Annotated in this window: 17 protein-coding genes; 3 read left to right on the top strand and 14 right to left on the bottom strand. The window is 58.5% G+C overall.

The window, feature by feature from the left end:
- Positions 1-5: 5 nt before the first annotated feature.
- The 3 genes from gshA to OZ656_RS02005 all read right to left on the bottom strand — a co-directional run bounded on the left by gshA (position 6) and on the right by OZ656_RS02005 (position 5738).
- Complete coding sequence (gene gshA, locus OZ656_RS02015) at positions 6-1562, bottom strand: glutamate--cysteine ligase (RefSeq protein WP_278351183.1); 1557 nt, start codon at positions 1560-1562, stop codon at positions 6-8.
- Positions 1563-1627: 65 nt separating this feature from the next.
- Entirely contained in the window at positions 1628-3952 is a 2325-nt protein-coding gene (locus OZ656_RS02010; RefSeq protein ID WP_278351182.1) for a Tex family protein, read from the bottom strand.
- Between the two features lie 52 nt (positions 3953-4004).
- Entirely contained in the window at positions 4005-5738 is a 1734-nt protein-coding gene (locus OZ656_RS02005) for an EAL domain-containing protein (RefSeq protein WP_278351181.1), read from the bottom strand.
- A 146-nt stretch (positions 5739-5884) separates the two neighbouring features.
- On the opposite strand from OZ656_RS02005, the gene rep reads away from it, so the two are divergent.
- Positions 5885-7903, top strand: coding sequence for a DNA helicase Rep (gene rep, locus OZ656_RS02000; protein WP_011784007.1), 2019 nt, complete (start codon positions 5885-5887; stop codon positions 7901-7903).
- 50 nt (positions 7904-7953) lie between these two features.
- On the opposite strand, the gene OZ656_RS01995 is transcribed toward rep, so the two are convergent.
- Positions 7954-8367, bottom strand: a complete 414-nt coding sequence (locus tag OZ656_RS01995; RefSeq protein ID WP_278351180.1) for a cytochrome c5 family protein — start codon at positions 8365-8367, stop codon at positions 7954-7956.
- Positions 8368-8564: 197 nt separating this feature from the next.
- Between OZ656_RS01995 and OZ656_RS01990 the strand changes: the two genes are divergently transcribed.
- Entirely contained in the window at positions 8565-8906 is a 342-nt protein-coding gene (locus tag OZ656_RS01990; RefSeq protein WP_222447599.1) for a hypothetical protein, read from the top strand.
- A gap of 9 nt (positions 8907-8915) precedes the next feature.
- Complete coding sequence (locus OZ656_RS01985; RefSeq protein ID WP_278351179.1) at positions 8916-10013, top strand: phospholipase A; 1098 nt, start codon at positions 8916-8918, stop codon at positions 10011-10013.
- Positions 10014-10179: 166 nt separating this feature from the next.
- Here the strand turns inward: OZ656_RS01985 and OZ656_RS01980 are convergent, their stop codons facing one another.
- The 10 genes from OZ656_RS01980 to OZ656_RS01935 form a co-directional block, all read right to left on the bottom strand.
- Entirely contained in the window at positions 10180-11532 is a 1353-nt protein-coding gene (locus tag OZ656_RS01980) for a phosphomannomutase (RefSeq protein WP_278351178.1), read from the bottom strand.
- Positions 11533-11711: 179 nt separating this feature from the next.
- Positions 11712-12188, bottom strand: coding sequence for a bacterioferritin (gene bfr / locus OZ656_RS01975; RefSeq protein ID WP_014420324.1), 477 nt, complete (start codon positions 12186-12188; stop codon positions 11712-11714).
- 116 nt (positions 12189-12304) lie between these two features.
- Positions 12305-12511, bottom strand: coding sequence for a bacterioferritin-associated ferredoxin (locus OZ656_RS01970; RefSeq protein WP_011784001.1), 207 nt, complete (start codon positions 12509-12511; stop codon positions 12305-12307).
- A 99-nt stretch (positions 12512-12610) separates the two neighbouring features.
- Entirely contained in the window at positions 12611-13900 is a 1290-nt protein-coding gene (gene pepQ / locus OZ656_RS01965) for a Xaa-Pro dipeptidase (protein WP_183580061.1), read from the bottom strand.
- Position 13901: 1 nt separating this feature from the next.
- Positions 13902-14687 carry a LysR family transcriptional regulator gene (locus OZ656_RS01960; RefSeq protein ID WP_273031250.1) on the bottom strand — a complete coding sequence of 262 codons (786 nt, stop codon included), beginning with the start codon at positions 14685-14687 and terminating at the stop codon, positions 13902-13904.
- A gap of 75 nt (positions 14688-14762) precedes the next feature.
- Entirely contained in the window at positions 14763-15773 is a 1011-nt protein-coding gene (locus tag OZ656_RS01955) for an ABC transporter ATP-binding protein (RefSeq protein WP_113879518.1), read from the bottom strand.
- A complete protein-coding gene (locus OZ656_RS01950; RefSeq protein ID WP_278351177.1) occupies positions 15770-16768 on the bottom strand; it encodes an ABC transporter ATP-binding protein in 999 nt (332 codons plus the stop codon). Before OZ656_RS01950 ends, OZ656_RS01955 begins: the two co-directional genes overlap by 4 nt.
- Before the next feature lie 4 nt (positions 16769-16772).
- Positions 16773-17705 carry an ABC transporter permease gene (locus tag OZ656_RS01945; protein WP_011783996.1) on the bottom strand — a complete coding sequence of 311 codons (933 nt, stop codon included), beginning with the start codon at positions 17703-17705 and terminating at the stop codon, positions 16773-16775.
- Positions 17702-18751: an ABC transporter permease gene (locus OZ656_RS01940; RefSeq protein ID WP_011783995.1), complete on the bottom strand. Its 1050-nt coding sequence runs from the start codon at positions 18749-18751 to the stop codon at positions 17702-17704. Before OZ656_RS01940 ends, OZ656_RS01945 begins: the two co-directional genes overlap by 4 nt.
- Positions 18752-18832: 81 nt before the next feature.
- A complete protein-coding gene (locus OZ656_RS01935) occupies positions 18833-20395 on the bottom strand; it encodes an ABC transporter substrate-binding protein (RefSeq protein WP_011783994.1) in 1563 nt (520 codons plus the stop codon).
- Positions 20396-20537 lie beyond the last annotated feature (142 nt).

Genomic DNA, 20537 nt, shown 5'->3' with positions numbered 1-20537 from the left:
CGGCGTCAGGATTTCAGGTAGGCCTCCAGAAACTCCGGAAATGGCTGACTGTCCGCAGCTTCCTGCTCTTTCTGCTCGACCAGGGACTGCGCACTCATGGCACGGAAGTCCGCCAGCACCTCCGGTGCCAGTGGCTCCGAATTCAGGGTTTGCTGGTGTTCACGGGATATCGCCTGTACCCAGTCGCGATGGCCCAGGCCTGACTGCCCCATGGCCTCAAGCACTCGGGCGGAAGGCACCGCCCAATCATTGCCCTCGAGTTTCGACCGTTGAGCCGCCAGCGCCGACCTGTAGGTATCGCTATGATTCCAGCCATCCAGCAGCTCTGCTAGGGGCTGCAAGCGCTCCAGCCATTCAATGGCGGCCTCGCCCACAGGCACACGCTGTCCACCCCGGCACAGACTGAGTGAATGCAGGCGACCGCTGGCGACGACGTCCTTGTAATTGTCATCAAGCCGTTCGCACTCATCGTCTTCAATACGGGGAGAATCGGTGAGCAGGCAATCCAGCAGGAACAGGTCGAGGAAATCGATCTGCTCGCGGTTCACGCCCACCGGCGAGAACGGATCCAGGTCCAGACAACGCACCTCAATGTATTCCACACCCCGGGCATCCAGAGCCTGGATCGGCTTTTCACCCCGCTCGGTGGTGCGCTTGGGACGTACCGCGCTGTAGTACTCGTTCTCAATCTGAAGCACATTGGTATTGATCTGGACAAACTCGCCATTGCGCCGGGTGCCAATGGCTTCATACGCTGGCCAGTTGGTGTGGATGGCGCGATCCAGTGTCCGGGTATAAGTGCTCAGCTCATTGAAGCAGATATTCAGCGAGGCCTGGGCATTGTTGTGGTAACCCAGATCCCCCATGCGCAGAGACGTGGCGTGCTGGCCAAACCAGGTGCGATCATCGAACCGTGCCAGGTCGTGCCGGACGCCGGCCACAAAACTGGCATCCAGTGCCGGCGAGGCGCCAAACAGCAGCATCAGCAACCAGCTGCGGCGGCGGAAATTCCGGATCAGCCAGAAGTACTGGTCTGATTTGAAATCCCTGAGGCTATCCTTGTTGCCCACCAGTTCCTGCCATTTGCGCCAGAAACTGTCCGGCAGGGAAAGATTGTAATGGGCGCCGGCAATACTCTGCATAATCCGGCCATAACGCACCGCCAGACCCTGACGATACACATGCTTGAGCCGGCCAGTGTTGGAGCTGCCGTACTCGGCAATGGGAATGCTGGCATCGCCGTCAATCTCGCAGGGCATGCTCGCGGCCCAGAACACTTCGTTATCCAGGTTCTGCTGGACGAACCGATGTATATCCCGCAACGAGGCCAGCATAGCTTCAGTATTGTCGAAGACCGGCGTGATCAGTTCCAGCAGGGCTTCCGAGTAGTCGGTCGTGATACGGGGGTGGGTCAGTGCGGAGCCCAGGGCTTCCGGATGTGGTGTCTGGGCAATGAAGCCATTGGCATCGACGCGCAGGCCTTCCTTTTCGACCCCTTTGAGGAAACCGTCCCAGTCACTGGCGGCAAACTGTTGGAACAGGGAGTGGCGGGATTGTGCCATGTTGAGCTCCTGTTGCAGCCGTTACGCCCTTGTGAGACGTAACGGCTGTGAATCAGTGGAAGGGGTTAACGGCCGTTCTTACGGGCAGAGGCCATAGCCTGGGCCAGAGCGCCAGCCATGGCACCTTGAGGTGCGCCCTGGCCGGCCTGAGGTTTGCGCCCTGCACTGCGGCCAGAGTTCCGGTCTGCGCCCCGGGCTGGCTTGTTGTCCGCCCCCGGCTGGTCATCCATACGCATGGACAGGCCAATCCGCTTACGGGGAATGTCCACTTCCATCACTTTGACCTTGACGATGTCACCGGCCTTGACCACTTCTCTCGGATCTTTCACGAAAGTATGGGACAAGGCCGAGATGTGCACCAGGCCATCCTGGTGAACGCCGATATCCACAAAGGCACCGAAGTTGGTGACGTTGGTTACCGAGCCCTCCAGCACCATACCGGGTTTGAGGTCGTTGAGGGTTTCCACCCCTTCCTCGAAATGGGCAAAGCGGAATTCCGGTCGCGGGTCCCGGCCCGGTTTTTCCAGCTCGGAGATAATGTCCTTGATGGTCGGCAGGCCGAACTGCTCGGTTACGTAGTCCTGTGGGTTAAGACTGCGCAGGAACGCGGAATCGCCAAGGATATCCTCCACCCTCTTGCCATTTCGCTCAGCAATGGCCTCAACCACACCGTAGGCTTCCGGATGCACGGATGACCGGTCCAGAGGGTTTTCGCCCCCGGCGATACGCAGGAAGCCCGCAGCCTGTTCAAAGGTGCGATCACCCAATCGAGACACCTTCAGCAGCTGTTTGCGACTGGTGAACTTGCCGTTCTGGTTCCGGAAATCCACGATGTTCTGGGCAATGCTCGGATTCAGGCCAGACACCCGGGTGAGCAGCGGTACCGACGCGGTATTCAGATCCACGCCCACGCCGTTTACACAGTCCTCAACGACCGCATCCAGGCTACGGGACAGCTGTACCTGGGACACATCGTGCTGGTACTGCCCCACGCCGATAGACTTGGGCTCGATTTTCACCAGCTCGGCCAGCGGATCCTGCAAACGGCGGGCAATGGACACCGCACCACGGATGGTGACATCCAGATCCGGCAGTTCCCGGGAGGCAAATTCCGAGGCGGAATAGATTGATGCCCCGGACTCATTCACCACAATGCGGGCCAGCTTCAGTTCGGGGTAACGTTTGCAGAGGTCGCCCACCAGTTTCTCGGTTTCCCGGGAGGCGGTACCGTTGCCGATAGCCACCAGTTCAATTTTGTACTTCTGACACCAGGCTGCCATCTGGGCAATGGACTGATCCCATTTGTTCTGGGGCGCATGGGGAAAAATGGCGCCGTGATCCACTACCTGGCCGGTGCCGTCGATTACCGCCACCTTGACCCCGGTACGCAGGCCGGGATCGAGCCCCAGCGTTGGCCGCGGACCTGCCGGAGCGAGCAGGAGCAGATCTTTCAGGTTGGCAGCAAAAACGTTGATGGCTTCGGTTTCAGCCGCTTCACGCACCTGGGCGATCAGATCGGTTTCAATCTGTGTCGACAACTTCACGCGCCAGGTCCAGCGCACCACATCCGACAACCATTTGTCGGCGGCCCGGCCGTTATCCCGAATGCGCCAGTGGGCGGCAATTCGCTGCTCGGCGGGATGGGGCTGACGGCGATCCTCCTCAGCATCGCCCATAACAATCGAATAGGCCAGAATGCCCTCATTGCGGCCCCGAAGAATGGCCAGCGCCCGGTGCGACGGAACCTTTCTCAGCGGTTCAACGTGGTCGAAGTAATCCCGGAACTTGGCGCCTTCATTTTCCTTGCCTTCTACCACAGTGACTTTCAGCTGGCCTTCCTGCCAGACGAAATCCCGCAGGGCGCCAAGCAATTCAGCATCTTCGGCAAAACGCTCCATCAGAATGTAGCGGGCACCGTCCAGAGCGGCTTTGATATCCTCAACGCCGACTTCCGGGTTGAGGTAACCGGCAGCGACGGTTTCCGGATCCTGGTCGGGATCGTCGTAGAGGGTATCGGCCAGCGGCTCCAGACCTGCTTCCCGGGCAATCTGCGCCTTGGTGCGGCGCTTGGGCTTGTAGGGCAGGTAAAGATCTTCCAGGCGGTTCTTGGTGTCGGCAGCTTCGATGGAGGCCCGCAGCTCGTCGGTCAGCTTGCCCTGCTCCTCAATACTGTTGAGGATGGTGCCCCGGCGGTCTTCCAGTTCGCGCAGGTAGCGCAACCGCTCTTCCAGGGTCCGCAGCTGGCTATCGTCCAGGGAACCCGTTACTTCTTTTCGGTAGCGAGCAATAAAGGGAACGGTAGCGCCTTCATCAAGAAGGGTAACGGTGGCATTAACCTGCTGTTCACGTACGCCGAGCTCTTCGGCAATGCGCCGGGAAATACTGTTCATGCTGCCTCGATCTTGTATCGCATTCGGAATTAATGCGCAAAGGTACAGCGGCTTACTTCTGCAGGCAAGCGGACTGGTTCTGGCGGTTCATGAATTTCACCAGATCGTTCCAGGGCATCGGGCGGGCGTAATAGTAGCCCTGGATTTCGTCGCAGTGTTGCTGGCGCAGGAATTCCAGCTGGCCTTCGGTTTCCACCCCTTCGGCCACCACGCTGATCTGCAGGCTGTGAGCCAGACTGATAATGGCACGGATAATATGCTCGGCATCGGCAGACTGGCCCAGTTCCTGGACGAAGGACTTGTCGATCTTCACCAGCGAGATTGGCAGGTGCTGCAGATTGCTCAGGGAGGAAAAGCCGGTGCCGAAATCGTCCAGCGCAAAACTGATACCCAGTTGGTTGAGCTCCCGCAGGCAGCGCTGGGCGTATTCCGGGTCGTGCATCATGGCACTTTCGGTCAGCTCCAGTTCCAGCAGGCTGGTATCGACGTTGGCGTTGAAGATGATACGGAAGATGGTTTCGGTCATCTTGCGATCATGGAACTGCCGGAACGACAGGTTGACCGCAAATACCAGCCCGGGGAAACCCAGCTCAGTAGACTCCTGCAACCGCTTGCAGGCCTGCTCGATAACCCAGTAGCCGATGGGCACAATCAGGCCACTGCGCTCGGCCACCGGGATAAACTCGTCGGGGCCCACCAGGCCTCGCTCCGGGTGATTCCAGCGCAACAGGCACTCGACCCCGCGCACCTCCTCGGTCGCCAGGTCAATCCGTGGCTGATAATACAGCTCCAGTTCCTTGCCCCGCAGGGCATTGCGAAGGTCGGCTTCGAGCCGGAGCTGATAGCCCGCGGAAATGTGCAGCTGCCGGTCGTAAAACCGGTAACTGGTACCCGGATCGCGTTTGGCTTCGAACATCGCCCGGTTGGCCCGCCGGAGCAGCTCTTCCGGGCTGTCACCGGCCTCCGGATAGGTGGCCACGCCCAGGCTGGCGCTGACTACCACATTCTGGCCATCCACCATCACCGGCTCATCCAGCGCCGAGACCACCTTGCGAATGATCTGGGTGATATCCAGCGAGTCTTCCACCTTCTCGACAATGATGGCCAGTTCGTCACCACCGATGCGCATTAACGAGTCCACCCGTCGCAACGTTTGTCGCAGCCGCTCCGCCAGCCGAAGCATGAGCTGATCACTCTTCTGGTAACCAAAGGATTCGTTGATGTTACGGAAATCATCGATATTCAGGTGCAACAGAGCCAGGCGATGATTCGCCCGCTCGGCCCTCAGCACCGCCTGCTGTAGCCGATCGAAGAACAGGTCCCGATTGATGAAGCCGGTGGCCACTTCACGGCCAAGCTGGCCATTTGTCGACTGCGTGAGCTGGGAGCGGTACCACAGGCATTTGATGGAGCGTCGGAAATTCCAGGGATCTAACTCACGGCGGCTCAGATAGTCCGATGCACCATTTTCAACCAGGTACCGGGCTTTTTCTCCGCAGGATTCGGCGCTCATGGCCAGAATGGGCTTGTCCTCACTGGATACCGACAGGTATTGCAGAAACGACGCTTCCGAGCCGCCATGGAACACGCAGTCCCACACGATCACATCAAAGCTGGCGTTGGAAATCAGATCATCACAGTCCACCAGATCCGGACACCAGGTGGCGTCGCTGCAGATTTCGGAATCATCCGCGAGCATGGCGCTGAACCAGAGATAGTCGGCGTATTCCGGTGTCAGCACCAGAAGGCGCAAACAATCAGGCCTGGTGTCGGTGGGCAGTGTCATCTGGCGAGATCCATATGTCGGTACAGAACAGCGTAGTCCATTACATAAAGAATAGCTGATAGATCGGCAAGGTACAGCATGCCGGCCTGGTGTAGAATAGCCAGACGCTAAAAATCCATGCCCCGTTCCCCTTTGGCATCAACACTGTGAACAAGCTCAACCCCAGACAACATGAAGCGGTACGCTACGCTGACGGCCCCCTGCTGGTGCTGGCCGGTGCCGGTAGCGGCAAAACCAGCGTGATTACCCGCAAGATTGCCTATCTGATTGAGGAACTGGGCATTCCGGGGCGCCACATTGCCGCCGTCACCTTTACCAACAAAGCCGCCCGGGAGATGAAAGAGCGTGTGGGCCGCATTGTTGACCGGGGCAAAACCCGGGGCCTGATCGTATCAACATTTCACAATCTTGGCCTGAACATGATCCGGGAGGAGCACACCCACCTGGGCTACCATCCCGGCTTCTCCATTTTCGACGCCGAAGATGCCAAGGCGTTGCTGCAGGATCTGATGATGCGCGAAGCCAGCGCCGAAGCCGGCGACGAGCTGAACGATGTGCAGATGACCATCTCGTCCTGGAAAAACGCCATGCGCAGCCCTGCGGAGGCCTACAGCAAAGCGGCAGACGAGCGTGAGCAGCGCATTGCCATCGTTTACAAGCACTACAACGAATACCTGAAAGCCTACAACGCGGTGGATTTCGACGACCTGATTCTGCTGCCGGTGCAGCTGTTCCGGGACAACCCGGAAGTGCTTGCCAAGTGGCGCCGGAAAATCCGCTACATGCTGGTGGACGAGTACCAAGACACCAACGTGTGCCAGTACGAGCTCGTAAAACAGCTGGTGGCCGAGCGGGCGGCGTTTACCGTGGTGGGCGATGACGACCAGTCCATCTACGCCTGGCGCGGCGCCCGGCCGGAGAACCTGGCCCAGTTGAAAGATGACTTCCCGAGCCTGAAAATTGTCAAACTGGAGCAGAACTACCGCTCCACCAGCCGGATCCTGCGCTGCGCCAACACGGTGATCGCCAACAACCCCCACGTGTTCGAGAAGGCGCTGTGGAGTGACCACACCATTGGCGAGGAAATCCGCATCATCCGCTGCCGCAACGAAGATGCCGAAACCGAGCGGGTGGCCACCGAGATCCTCGATCAGAAGCTGAAAAACGGCCTCGACTTCAGGGACTTCGCAGTCCTTTACCGGGGCAACCACCAGGCACGGCTGCTGGAAATGAAACTGCAGGCCTACCAGATTCCCTACCGCATCTCCGGCGGTCAGTCGTTTTTCTCCAAGAACGAGATCAAGGATGCGATGTCGTACCTGCGGCTGATGATCAACCCGGACGACGATGCGGCCTTCCTGCGGGTGGTGAACGTGCCGCGCCGGGAGATTGGCCCACGCACGCTGGAACAGCTCAGTCACTATGCCCGGTCGCGCAATGTCAGCCTGTTCAAGGCCCTGGGGGATATGGGGGCGGAAACCCACGTCACCGAGAAAGGTCTGGACCGACTGAGACGGTTCGCCCACTGGGTCGACAAAACCTGCGAGCGCCTGTTCTCGGAAGACCCGATCCCGGTCATCAAACAGTTATTCACAGACATCGAGTACGAAGAGTGGCTGCACCAGCATTCCGGTAGCCCGAAACAGGCCGAACGCCGGATGGAGAACATCTGGTACCTGGTGGAGTCGATCCAGCGCATGCTGGACGACGGCAAGGGCACCGCCGACGAAATCGGCATTGAGGACGCCATCGCCAAGCTGGTACTGCGGGACATGATGGAGCAGCGGGAAGAGGAAGACGACAGCGACAAGGTTCAGTTGCTGACTCTGCACGCTTCCAAGGGGCTGGAGTTTCCCCATGTGTTCATTATGGGCCTGGAGGAAGAGATTCTGCCGCACCGCAGCAGCATCGAGGAAGGCAACATTGAGGAAGAGCGCCGCCTGATGTACGTGGGCATTACACGGGCCAGGGAAACCCTGGCGCTGACTTACGCGGCCTCCCGAAAACAGTACGGGGAAAAACTGGAGACCATTCCCAGCCGCTTTCTGGATGAGTTGCCGGAAGAGGATGTGAAATGGGAGGGACTGGGCGACCAGGACAAAGAAGCGAACCAGAAAAAGGGCAAGGCGACTCTCAGCGCCCTGATTGGCGATCTGGGCCTGTAGAAACAACAAACCCCGCTCGGGGCGGGGTTTGTCCGGTCGTTACAGATTGCTTACTTGCTCTGCTCAACCATATGCTCAACGGCAGCGGTGATTTCCTCATCCGGGCAGTTGGAGCAGCCACCTTTGGCCGGCATGGCGTTGAAGCCATTGATGGCGTGATCAATCAGGGTATCGATACCCTTCTCAATGCGCGGAGCCCAGGCAGCGGTATCACCGATCTTGGGAGCGCCGGCTGCGCCGGTGGTATGACACGCCATGCACACGGCGTCGTAGACTTCACTGCCAGAACGCGGGCCGGAGCTGGCTGTCTCAGCAGGTGCAGCAGCCTCGCCACACTCTTCACCCTGCAGACACACTTCGCCCACCGGCTTGATGCGCTCGCGGATTTCGTCTTCAACACTTGCCACTGCGGCGCCGGCGGCCAGGCCAAAACCAAGCAGAACAACAGCCAGGACTCTCTTCATCTTCACAATGCACCTCGCATTTGAGCGTTATAATCTTTCAGTCGCCGCATTATAGCGATTGAGCCTCCGCAAAAAAACCAGAGAGCAAAATCAGAATTTGATTTCAACCATTTTAATGACAGTTTCGTAGGTTGTAGCTCCTTTGCCATGGATTCCGGTTACCATAGCGTTCATTCACTCAAACCCAGAGTCGCCGTATGAACCAACAGCAACAGACGACCCCGGACAAGCGCCGAAAAACCTTACTGATCCTGGAGTTTTCCAGCCTGGCGGTACTGCTGATCTCGATGGCCTGGTTCAGCAACCAGTCAAGCGATGGCACCCCACTTTCTGCCGGCTGGCTGCTGATTCCGGCGTTTGCCAGCCTGGGCGTTTTTCTGAGTTTTATCGGGTTGATGTATCTACGCTGGGTCGCCTCGGCGAACGACCAGCGCCGCCCCCGCCATCGCACGATCTTCGCCCTGCTGACCCTCACCCTGCTTGGGGTCTGGATTTACGGCATTGCCAATACCTGGATAAGCCTGAGTACCGCCCAATAAGGAGCCCCTATGACCCCCAGCTTCAAGCTGCTACCCCTGATTCTGTTGGGCACGGCCAATCTGGTTGTTGCCCAGGATCGGCCAGAGGAACCCGATGTTAACTGCGCGCTGATCAAGGAAGGTGTGCAACGGCTGGCCTGCTATGACGCCAAGTATAACCCTCAGGCCGAGCGGGACCGGGCCAGCGAGGAGCAGCTGGAAGAGGCCGAGGCGGATGCAGAGGAGCTGGTGGCGGACAAGAAAACCCGGGAGAAGATCGTGGGCAATGCCCTGGAAGACGATCCTGATGACGGGGTGATGGCCGCGCTGGTGGACAACTATCTTTCTGCCGAGCGGGCGATCTTCTCGTTTACCGGCAGTTTCGTGACTCATCAGCCCAATTACATTCTGCCGATCACCTGGGTGGACGACCCCAATGCCTTGCCCTCAAGCCCGCGACTGGGGGCTATCGATTATGACTACAACCTGGAAAACGAGGAAGCCAAGTACCAGATCAGCTTCAAGGTTCCGTTGCTGACGGGCATTTTCGACGACCGCACAACCTTCTGGTTTGGCTACACCCAGAAATCCTTCTGGCAGGTCTACAACCAGGATGAATCGGCGCCTTTCCGGGAGACCAACTATGAGCCGGAGCTGTTTTTCCGGCACGCCCTGAACTGGGATCTCGGTCCCGGCACGCTCAGTGCGGTGTCGGTGGGCTTTAATCACCAGTCAAACGGACAGCCTGACCCCCGGTCCCGGAGCTGGAACCGGATTATGGGTTCCGTTGCCTATAGTGTGGATCGCTGGCTGTTTATGGTTCAGCCCTGGTATCGCTTGCCGGAAAACAGCAGCAGCGACGACAACGAAGACATAGAGAGCTATCTGGGCCACGCCAGTTATCACGCAGTTTACAAGCTGACGGAAGATCGGACGTTTTCATTGAAGCTGATGAACAATCTGCGGTCGGATAACCGGACGTCGGTGGAGTTCGGGTACAGCTTTCCCATGGGGGATACGCTGAAGGGGTTCTTCCAGTATTACAACGGGTATGGGGAGAGCCTGATTGACTATAACGAGCGAATTGAGCGGGTCGGGTTTGGCATTATGCTGAATGACTGGCTCTAGGCGCTGGTGCAAGACCAGGATGGCGGTACCCCCTTCTGAAACACGCTCCTTCGGCACATCCTTGTGACGCTTGAGCTCCGCCATCCCTGGCTCCGCACAGTTCCAGAAGGGGGTACCGCCACCCTGGCCCCACAAACTTCAGGGGCCTTCTAACACTGCCAGCCTTTTAAACGTTCAGCCTTTTCATTTCTTCCAGCAGTTCTTCAGTTTTCGCTTCCATCAACGCTTTATCTCCACGGGCCTCAACATTCAGGCGAACCACCGGTTCAGTGTTGGACATGCGCAGGTTGAAGCGCCAGTTGTCGAATTCCACGCTCAGGCCGTCGACATGGCTGACGGATTTCGCGCCCACGCCGTACTTGGCTTCGATGGCGGCGATGACTTTCGGGGGATCGCTGATGGTGCGGTTGATTTCACCGCTGGCCGGGTAGGCTTCGATGCGGGCGTCGATCAGGGATGACAGGGTCTGGCCGCTCTGGCACAGGCGTTCGGCCACGAGCAGCCAGGGAATCATGCCGCTGTCGCAGTAGGCGAAGTCGCGGAAGTAGTGGTGGGCGCTCATTTCGCCGCCGTATACGGCGTCTTCGTCGCGCATTCTTTGTTTGATGAAGGCGTGGCCGGTTTTGCTTTCGATGGCTTCGCCGCCGGCGGCTTCTACCAGGTCCAGGGTGTTCCAGGTGAGGCGGGGGTCGTGGATGACTTTTCCGCCGCCGGTTTTTCTGAGGAACTGGTCCGCCAGCAGGCCGACGATGTAGTAGCCTTCGATAAAACGGCCGGTTTCGTCGAAGAAGAAGCAGCGGTCGTAGTCGCCGTCCCAGGCAATGCCCATGGCGGCGCCATTCTGGAGTACGGCATCGGCAGTCGCGGAACGGTTTTCCGGCAGGATCGGGTTGGGCACACCATTCGGGAAGTGGCCATCGGCTTCGTGATGAACCTTGGTGAAGTCGAACGGCAGATGCTGCTCCAGTTCGTCGATCACCAGGCCAGCACCACCGTTGCCGGCATTGCAGACGATGGTCATGGGCTTCAGTGAGCCAGCATCAATATAGCCCAGCAGATGGTCAACGTACGCGCTCATTACTTCCAGGGTTTCGTATTTGCCCTGCTCTGCGGCGTCAGAGAACGGCTCCAGCACCCGGTCCCGGATGTCGTTCAGGCCGTTGTCCGAACTGATCGGCCGGGATTCCGGGCCCACCATTTTCATGCCGTTGTGGTCTTTGGGGTTGTGGCTGGCCGTCACCATGATACCGCCGTCCATCTGGTAGTGACTGGTGGCAAAGTACACCTGTTCGGTGCCGCACAGGCCAATATCAAACACATCGGCGCCGGCCGCCATCAGGCCGGAGCTCAACGCTTCTGCTATTTCAGGGCTGGACAGCCGGATGTCGTAACCGACGATGACTTTTTTGGCGCCGGTGATTTCAACGTAGGCGCGGCCGATTTTCTCAGCCAGGATTGGGTTTAGCTGGTCAGGTACTCGGCCACGCAGGTCGTAGGCTTTGAAGCAGGACAGGTCCATTTCAGTCTCCGGAGTGGTTTATTAACCGCGTTGGGCCAGAATATCTGGCCGATCTGGGCGACTATTCTACCTGTTTCGACAGGCAATCGGGGAAGCACCCGGAAAAAGGCAGGGGGAACAGAGTGAGAGAGCGCGCCACCGGCCCGCAGAGTGCGCCGGTGGCCGGAAAGCCGGGGAGTTTACTCAGCAGCCGCGGACTGCAGCTGGATATAGTTCTGGATGCCCATCTGGGAAATCATTTCCAGCTGGGTTTCGAGCCAGTCGATGTGTTCTTCCTCGCTGTCGAGGATGCTCCGGAACAGTTCACGGCTGGTAAAGTCCTGAACCTGCTCGCAGTAGATGATGGCTTCTTTCAGGTCTGTATGCGCGGTGTGCTCGAGCTTGAGATCGCACTCGATCATTTCCTGAACATTCTCGCCAATCAGCAATTTGTTCAGATCCTGCAGATTTGGCAGGCCCTCAAGGAAGAGAATTCGCTCGATCAGCTGATCGGCGTGTTTCATTTCATCGATGGATTCTTCGTATTCTTTCGCCGCGAGCTTGGTGATACCCCAGTCTTTGTACATTCTCGAATGCAGGAAGTACTGGTTAATGGCCGTCAGCTCGTTGGCGAGGACCTTGTTCAGATGCTGGATGACTTTTTTGTCGCCTTTCATAACCGGATTCCTTGTGTCGCGAAAGCGTTAACTCACAAGGATAGTCGGTTTAACGGCAATAAAAAATCACGGATGTGAAAGAGGTGCAATTGCAATATGTGGACAGGCCCGCCTGGTCAGGCGGGTTGCGCCAGCATGTTGGCGAGCGCCATATAATCCGGTGACCGGGACTCTTTCAGAATTTCCCGGGCAGTGCAGGCGCAACGACCACACTGACGGCCGACGCCAAGTTCCTTGCCGAGCTGGCGCATGGAACTGACACCGCTTTCAGCGGCTTCGCGGATTTCTCTGTCTGTTACCCCGTAACACAGGCAAACGTACATAGGGCGCTCTCACTAACAGCACTAAAGTTAGTGATAATTATTGTTATTAACAAACAGGATTGCAACCCTTTTGCAGTCAGTTTTTGTAGTAAAAAGTGACTATTCGCATTCTCGCGTTAAGTTCCGGGCCCCGGCCGCTGTGACCACCACATTATCTTCAATCCGGATTCCACCACAGCTCTTCAGTTCATCAATCAGCGCCCGGTTCAGATACTGGGCTTCAGGCCCGTTCAGCAAAGGCTCCAGCAGCGATGGAATAAAATAGAGCCCCGGCTCGATGGTGACCACCATGCCGGCTTCCAGGGTGCGGGTCAGGCGCAGGAACGGCGCATCTTCCGGGGACGGCGTCGGTTTGCCGGCGACATCGTGCACCTGAATGCCCAGAAAATGCCCTATGCCATGGGGAAAGAACGCCCGGGTAATGCCCTGCTCCACCATGGCTTCATCCGCTAAACCGGACACCAGCCCCGAAGCTGATAGCAGGGCCGCAATGCCCAGGTGAGCCTTGCGGTGAATGTCCACGTAGTCCACGCCGGGCGACACCATCTCGCATAGCCGCAGCTGCAGTTTCTCCAGCCCGTGAACCAGCGCGGTGAATCTCGGCTCATCCGGCCCGGCGGTGGTGCGGGTTATATCTGAACAGTAGCCACGGTAGCGCACCCCGGCATCAATCAGCAGACTGCGGGGCCCGCGGGGTGGCTGCAGGTCGTAGTACTGGTAGTGCAGTGTGCCGGCATGTTCGTTCAAACCGATGATGCTGTGATAGGGTGCCTCCACTTCCCGCTGGCCGGTGGCCTGCTGGTAGGCGAGACTGATACCGAATTCGCTGTCGCCGGCCAGAAACGCCTCTCTGGCCGCCCTGTGACCGGCCAGGGCAATCCGGTTAGCGTGTGCCAGGCATTCAATTTCGTACGGAGTTTTGTGCACGCGGGTTTCTTCCACGGCTGCCACCAGTGCCGCCGGGTTATGATCTCCCGGCACGCCTTCTAGCACCAGCGGATCACCGATTATCGCCAGCCTCCCCGGGCTATCTAGCTCCGGGGCGCCAGCCTGCTGCCGGCTGCGAACGTCTACAACCTCCAGCCAGGGCTCTTCAGCCATCACCGGGTTGGCGTGCCAGAAGTCCACCGGCTGGTATAGCCAGAGCACCGGTTTCTGGCCGGGCCGAACCAACAGCCAGCTGTGCTCCTGGCCAGCCAGCCCGGTCCAGTGCAGAAACGGGCCGAAGCCCTGGAATACATAGGCCTGATCATCCCGATACCGGTAGGGCGCCGCGCCCGAGGCAATCAGCAGGCTGTCATAACCGTGGTCAGCCATGGCCCGTTCGTACCGGTTCTGCAGCTCACGGATGTGGGCAGGCTGCAGGTCGAGGATGTCGTGATTTGGCATATCAGGTTTCCAGTTGTTTCCAGAGATTCAGTATGTCGTCTGAGCGGGCGTCACTCAGGCGGATCAAACGTATTTCCAGCGGTACGTCCCAGCGCTCATCACCAGCCCGTACCAGGCGACCGAACTGTTCGCTTTTTTCCGTCATCCGCTTGGGCAGCCAGCCCATGCCGAAGCCCTGTTTGACCAGGGCTTTGATACTCGCGGACTGGGTATTCTCGTTCAGTGGCAAAAGATTCGCCGGCAGCTTGCCGCGTTGCAGATGCCCGTCGATAGCCGACTGCAAAAAACCACGGCTGTGGTAGGCAATCAGGGGCACAGGCTGTTCATCGGTGCCCGGCAACCGGTAACGGGGCTCGCCCTGTTCGTTGGCGATACTTACCGGTACCAGCGTCTCCTGGCCGATGGTCTGCCAATGGAACTTGTCACCGGTCAGGCGCTCGGCAATGCCCATCTCCGTCGCCCAACCCTGATAGAAATGCGAAAACAGCCCCTGGGTAGAACCAACGCTGATGCGGGCAGACGCTTCCGCATCCAGAGCGGCTATCCGGTCCCGGGTGTCCCGGACATCCCGGGTGATGCGTTCACACAGTTCCTGAAACACTTCTCCGGCCGGGGTCAGGGACAATGGCAGAGTCTGCCGATTGATCAGGGTGGTGCCCATGGATTCCTCCAGCAGCTTGATGCGCCGGCTGAACGTAGGCTGGCTCACGTGCTGCTGTTCGGCAGCCCGTGAGAAGTGGCGCGTGCGGGCAAGCGCCAGAAAGTCTTCCAGCCAGCGTATTTCCATGGGAACCCCTGAGGTTTGGCAATGATCACAACCGGTACGTTGCTGCAGGCATGATAGCCTATGCGCGCCCGGCTGTTACAAACGCCCTTCCTCAACGGCGTGACAGGCCACCTGCGCCCCGCCGTCGGTGGCGATCAGCTGTGGAACTTCCTGCCGGCAACGCTCATTGGCATAGGGGCAGCGACCGTGGAACACGCACCCCGAGGGCAGATTCACCGGCGTGGGCACCTCGCCCTGAAGGCGAATGTGATTGGGCCGGTCATCCTCGAGTTTCGGGATGGCCGACAGCAACGCCTGGGTATAGGGATGCCGGGGCGTGGCGAACAGGGTTTTGGTGTCTGCCAGCTCACACACCCGGCCCAGGTACATGACGGCCACCCGGGTACCGAAGTGTTCTACCACCGCGAGATCGTGGGTAATGAACAGGTAGGTCAGACCGCGGCTTTCCTGGGCATCCATCAACAGATTCAGCACCTGGGCCTGGATAGACACATCCAGGGCCGAGATGGGCTCATCGGCAACGATAAATTCAGGGTCCACCGCCAGGGCGCGGGCAATGGCAATCCGTTGGCGCTGACCACCGGAAAACTCGTGGCCAAAGCGACTGCCCCAGTCCGGGTCGATACCCACCGAATGCATGACTTCGTGAATCTTGTCCCGTACCTGAACCGGTGACCAGTCCGGATGGTGGAACCGGATCGGCTCTTCCAGGGTCTGCTGAATCGTCATTCGCGGGTTCAGGGAGGCATAGGGATTCTGGAAGATCATCTGCATCTTGCGGCGGTAGGGCAGCGCAGCCTTACCTTCCAGATTATCAATCCGCTGGCCGCCATAGTGGATCTCTCCGGCGCTCGGCGAGAGCAACCCCATTACGGTGCGGGCGACGGTGGATTTGCCACAACCGGACTCGCCGACCACACACAGGGCCTCGCCCTTCTGCACCTCCAGGTTCACACCGTTGATGGCGTGCACCGCTTCCTGTTTGCGGCGCAAACGCCCACCTTCAAACCGGAGCTGTTCAAGGAAGCTGCCAGAGAGGTCAAAACGTTTTTCCAGACCGCGGATACTTACCAGAGGGGAGGTCATGATTCGGCCTCCTGCATGCGTTTCTCCTGCTCAATCAGGTTGGCAACTTCGTAACAGGCGACATCAACGTTGCCGGAACGCACATATTCCGGCATGGCGCGCTTGCACTGGTCGGTGGCGAAGTTGCAGCGGGGATGGAACGGGCAACCCGAAGGCACATTCTTCAGGGATGGCATGGAGCCCGGTATCTGGAACAGCCGCGCTCCCGGTTCACCCATCTGGGGCAGCGCGTTGATCAGCCCCTGGGTGTAGGGATGCTGGGCATCGTTGATGATTTCCCGGGTCGGGCCCTGTTCGATGGTCCGGCCGGAGTACATGACCAGCATGCGCTGGGTCACCTGCGAGACCACACCCAGATCGTGGGTAATCAGCATCAGCGCCACGTTTTCCTGCTCACACAGGTTCAGTAGCAGGTCCATGATCTCGGCCTGGATGGTCACATCCAGGGCGGTCGTGGGTTCATCGGCAATAATGATTTCCGGGTCCAACAGCAGGGCGATGGCAATGATCACCCGCTGGCGCATGCCCCCTGACAATTCATGGGGATACTGGTCCAGCCGCTTTTCCGGCGAGGGAATCTGCACTTTCTGCAGGCGATCCAGGGCAATGGCTCTCGCCTCTTTCTTGCTGATCTTCCGGTGTGCCAGGATCGCCTCCACCATCTGGGTGCCGATGGTGAGCACCGGGTTCAGGGTCATCATCGGATCCTGGAAAATCATGGCGATGCGGTTGCCACGGATTTTGCGCAGCTCCCGCTCGCTCATGGCGGCCAGGTCTTTGCCTTCAAACAGAATCTGGCCACCGGCGATATAACCGGGCTTGGCAATCAGGTTCAGGATAGAGAAGGCCGCCACTGATTTGCCCGCACCGGATTCACCCACCAGGCCCAGCCGCTCGCCCTTGTCCAGGCTGAAACTGATACGACGCAGGGCGGTCAGATCGCCACCGCGCACCGCGAAACGTACATCCAGGTTTTTCACTTCCAACAGTGCCATGGTGTTACCCCTTGTACAGCCGTGGGTTCATCACATCCCGCAACCAGTCACCCAACAGATTGATGACCAGCACGAGCACCACCAGCACCAGGCCGGGGATCAGGGTGATCCACCAGGAACCGCTCTGGATGTAGTCAAAACCGGACTTGATCAACGAACCCAGTGACGGCTGGGTTTCCGGCATGCCAAGGCCGAGGAACGACAGCGCCGCTTCGGAGATAATGGCATTGGCAATCTGTACCGTGGCAATCACAAAAATGGGCGACAGGGTATTGGGCAGGATGTGCCGGAACATGATGCGTGGCGTACCGAACCCCATCACCTTGGCCGCGTCCACATACTCCTTTTTCTTCTCCGCCAGCACCGAGGCCCGCACGGTACGGGCAATCTGCGGCCATTCCGCCACGCCGATGATGAAGATCAGCATGTAGATGGCAATCTCACCGAACATCAGGTTGCCAAAACTGGCCTTGAACACCGCGCCGACAATGATCGCCACCATCAGGGTAGAGAACGACAGCTGCACGTCGGCAATGCGCATCAGGATGGCATCGACCTTACCGCCCAGATAGCCGGCCAGCAGGCCAAACAGGATACCCAGCGCCGCCTGCAACACCACGGCACCAAAGCCAATCATCAGCGACACCCGGGTGCCGTAAAGTATGGTGGAGAGCAGATCCCGGCCCTGGGCATCCGTTCCCAGCGGGAACGCGGGATCAGCTCCGTCCAGGCCCACCGGTGGAAGCTCGGAGTTCATGATGTTGATCTGCGCCAGATCATAGGGATCGGCGGGCGCCAGCCAGGGCGCAAACACCGCCGCCAGCACCATGGCCAGCAGCACCAGAAAGCTCGCAATCGCTACCTTGTCGCGTTTGAAGCTGTACCAGAAAAAGGACTCGCGGAAGCGGTCCCAGCGGGAAACCGTTGCCGTTGTCATGCTTTCTTACCTGTCAGTTTGACGGTGGGATTGACCAGTCCGTAGATCAGGTCCACCAGTGTGTTGGTCACCACGAAGATCAGGCCCACTACCATCAGGTAAGCCACAATCAGGGGAATATCGCTGCGGGTGATGGCCTCCAGGAACATCAGGCCCAGGCCCGGCCACTGAAACACCGTCTCGGTCAGGATGGTGTAGGCCACCATGATGCCGATCTGTACGCCACCCACGGTAATCACCGGCAGCATGGTGTTCTTCAGGGCATGCAGGAAATTGATACGGCCCGCGCTCAAACCCTTGGCCCGGGCATAGCGGATGTAATCGCTTTGCAGAACCTCCATCATCTCTGCCCGGATCAGGCGAATAAACAGAGGCAGCATAATGGACGCCAGCGACACGCAGGGCAGCACCAGATGGGCCAGGCCTTCGCTGGTAAACAGGCCGGATTCCCAGGTGCCGAACAGGTGCACCAGGTCATCACCACGGCCATAGGACGGCAGCCCACCTTCGGTGGTAAAGAAATCGTTGAGCCACTGGCCCCAACCGGTATCGGCCGGAAACCAGTTGACCGTCACACCAATGGAGAACAACTGAATCAGAACAATGGCCGTGAGAAACACCGGTATGGAAATACCGACCGTACTCACGCCCATGAAGAATTTGGACAGCCAGGCCTGGGGTCGGATGGCGGCATACACGCCAATGGGTACCGACAGGAAGATGATGATCAGGCTCGCGCCGATCACCAGCTCCAGGGTCGCTGGCAGATGTTCGGCAATCACTTCCAGCGCCGGCTTGCTGTAAAAATAGGAATTGCCCAGGTCGCCCTGTATGGCATTACCCGCAAACCGCAGGTACTGGACCAGGAAGGGGTCGTTCAGCCCCAGCTCCTCGCGAATGGCTTCCCGCTCTTCGGCAGAGACGGACATGCCCACCATTTCCTGAAGCGGGTCCCCTAGGCCATCCTGAATGGCAAAGGCGATGATGCTGATCACAAACATGACCAGCAGCGCCTGGGATATCCGCTGAACCAAAAACGCTAGCATGAAGGATTTACCGTTGATGAATACGTGAAAGCCTCTCTCCCGCACCGGGAGAGAGGTTGGGTCTCAGGGAGCACGCTCCCCTTATTCGATAACCAGATCGCCCAGGTAGGGGAAGTTCATGACATTGAGCACCGGCTCGATGTTCACGCCCTTGCGAGAGGCCCAAGCCAGGTCCTGCCAGTGCAGCGGTACAAAGGCTGCGTCGTCGTACAGACGCTGTTCCACTTCCTGCAGCATGGCCGCACGCTTGTCCAGGTCGGTCTCCACGTTGGCTTTTTCCACCAGGGCATCGATTTCCGGGTTGCAGTAGTTGCCGGCGTTGTACTGACCATCACCGCTGTCAGCATCCGGGCAGAAGGTGAGGAATTCGTAGAAGTTGGCCGAATCCTCGGTGTCTGCGTGCCAGCCAATCAGCATCATATCGGCGGCACGGTTGTCATACTCCGGCCAGTACTGGGCTTTCGGCAGGGTTTTCAGATCCACCTTGATGTTGATGCGCGCCAGCATGGCCGCCGCTGCCTGTGCGATCTTGTCGTCGTTCACGTAGCGGTTGTTGGGGGCCATCATGGTGATGGTAAAGCCGTCTTCATAGCCGGCTTCTTTCATCAGCTGCTTGGCTTTCTCAACATCGAAGCGAGGCTTCAGGTTTTCGTTATGGCCCTGGTAACCCGCTGGCGACATCTGTGCTGCCGGCGTGGCAAAGCCTTTCATGATCTTGGCAGCAATACCTTCCTGGTTGATGGCGTAGGCGATCGCCTGGCGAACTTTCGGATTCTTGAAGGCTTCCACCCGCTCCTGATTCATATGGAACAGGATGATACGGGTGCCGCTCATGGTCACCAGTTCGCTGTTGCGGTCGCGCTTGATGCGGTCCAGATCATTGGGCGGAACCGGAGCGATGAAGTCGACACCACCGGAGAGCAGAGCGGATACCCGGGTAGCGTTTTCCTTGATGGGAGTCAGCACGATCTTGCCCACGTTGCCCGGAGACTCAGTATCCCAGTAATCATCGAAACGCTCGAACTCGACACGCACGCCCTGTTTACGCTCGGTTACCGTGTAAGGACCGGTGCCGGACAGGTTCTCGGAAGCGAAGGAGTTGCCGTGCTTGAGGATGGCGTCCTTATCTTTGCCATCTTCGGTCTGGCCGGAATAGAACTCACTGTCCAGCGGGAAAATGTAGGTGGCGGTGTTCAGCAGCAGAGGGTAAGGCTCGCTGGTGACCAGCTCGAAGGTGTAATCGTCGATCACATTGATGGCGCTGAAGGGTTTGAAAATCGCCTTGAAGTCCTGGCTTTCCTTCAGTCGCTCAAAGGTGAACTTCACATCGGCCGTGGTCAGTTCGTTACCGGAATGGAACTTCACACCCTCGCGCAGCTTGAAGCGCATGGTTTTGTCGTCCACACGCTCCCAGCTTTCTGCCAGGCGCGGCTCGAAACCCAGATCTTTGGTCCAGCGCAACAGCGGATCAAAGGTCATGTGGGACAACTGCAGAATGCCGCCAGACAACTGCTCATGAATATCGAGGGTTACGGGATCGGCGTCATACGCCATTTTCAGTTCTTTGGTCGCGTCGGCTGCCAGGGCCAGAGGCGCAGACGCCAGGGCCATGGAGCCAACAAAAGCTGCCAGTATCTTTTTCATCGCGTTTTCCGTCGCTGTTTTAGGAATTTTCACGGAACATCGGTGCAGGACGGCACCGATTGCCTGGCAAACAAGCTAGTCTCGGAAAACCCTTACGGCAATCGAAATTGCAACATGGACCTATTCGTATGGTGAATGACCC

The organism is Marinobacter sp. LM1 (genome assembly GCF_042763285.1).
Classification (GTDB): Bacteria; Pseudomonadota; Gammaproteobacteria; order Pseudomonadales; family Oleiphilaceae; genus Marinobacter; species Marinobacter nauticus.
The sequence above is the reverse complement of the archived record's forward strand: the minus strand, read 5'-3'. Positions and strand labels throughout refer to the sequence as shown.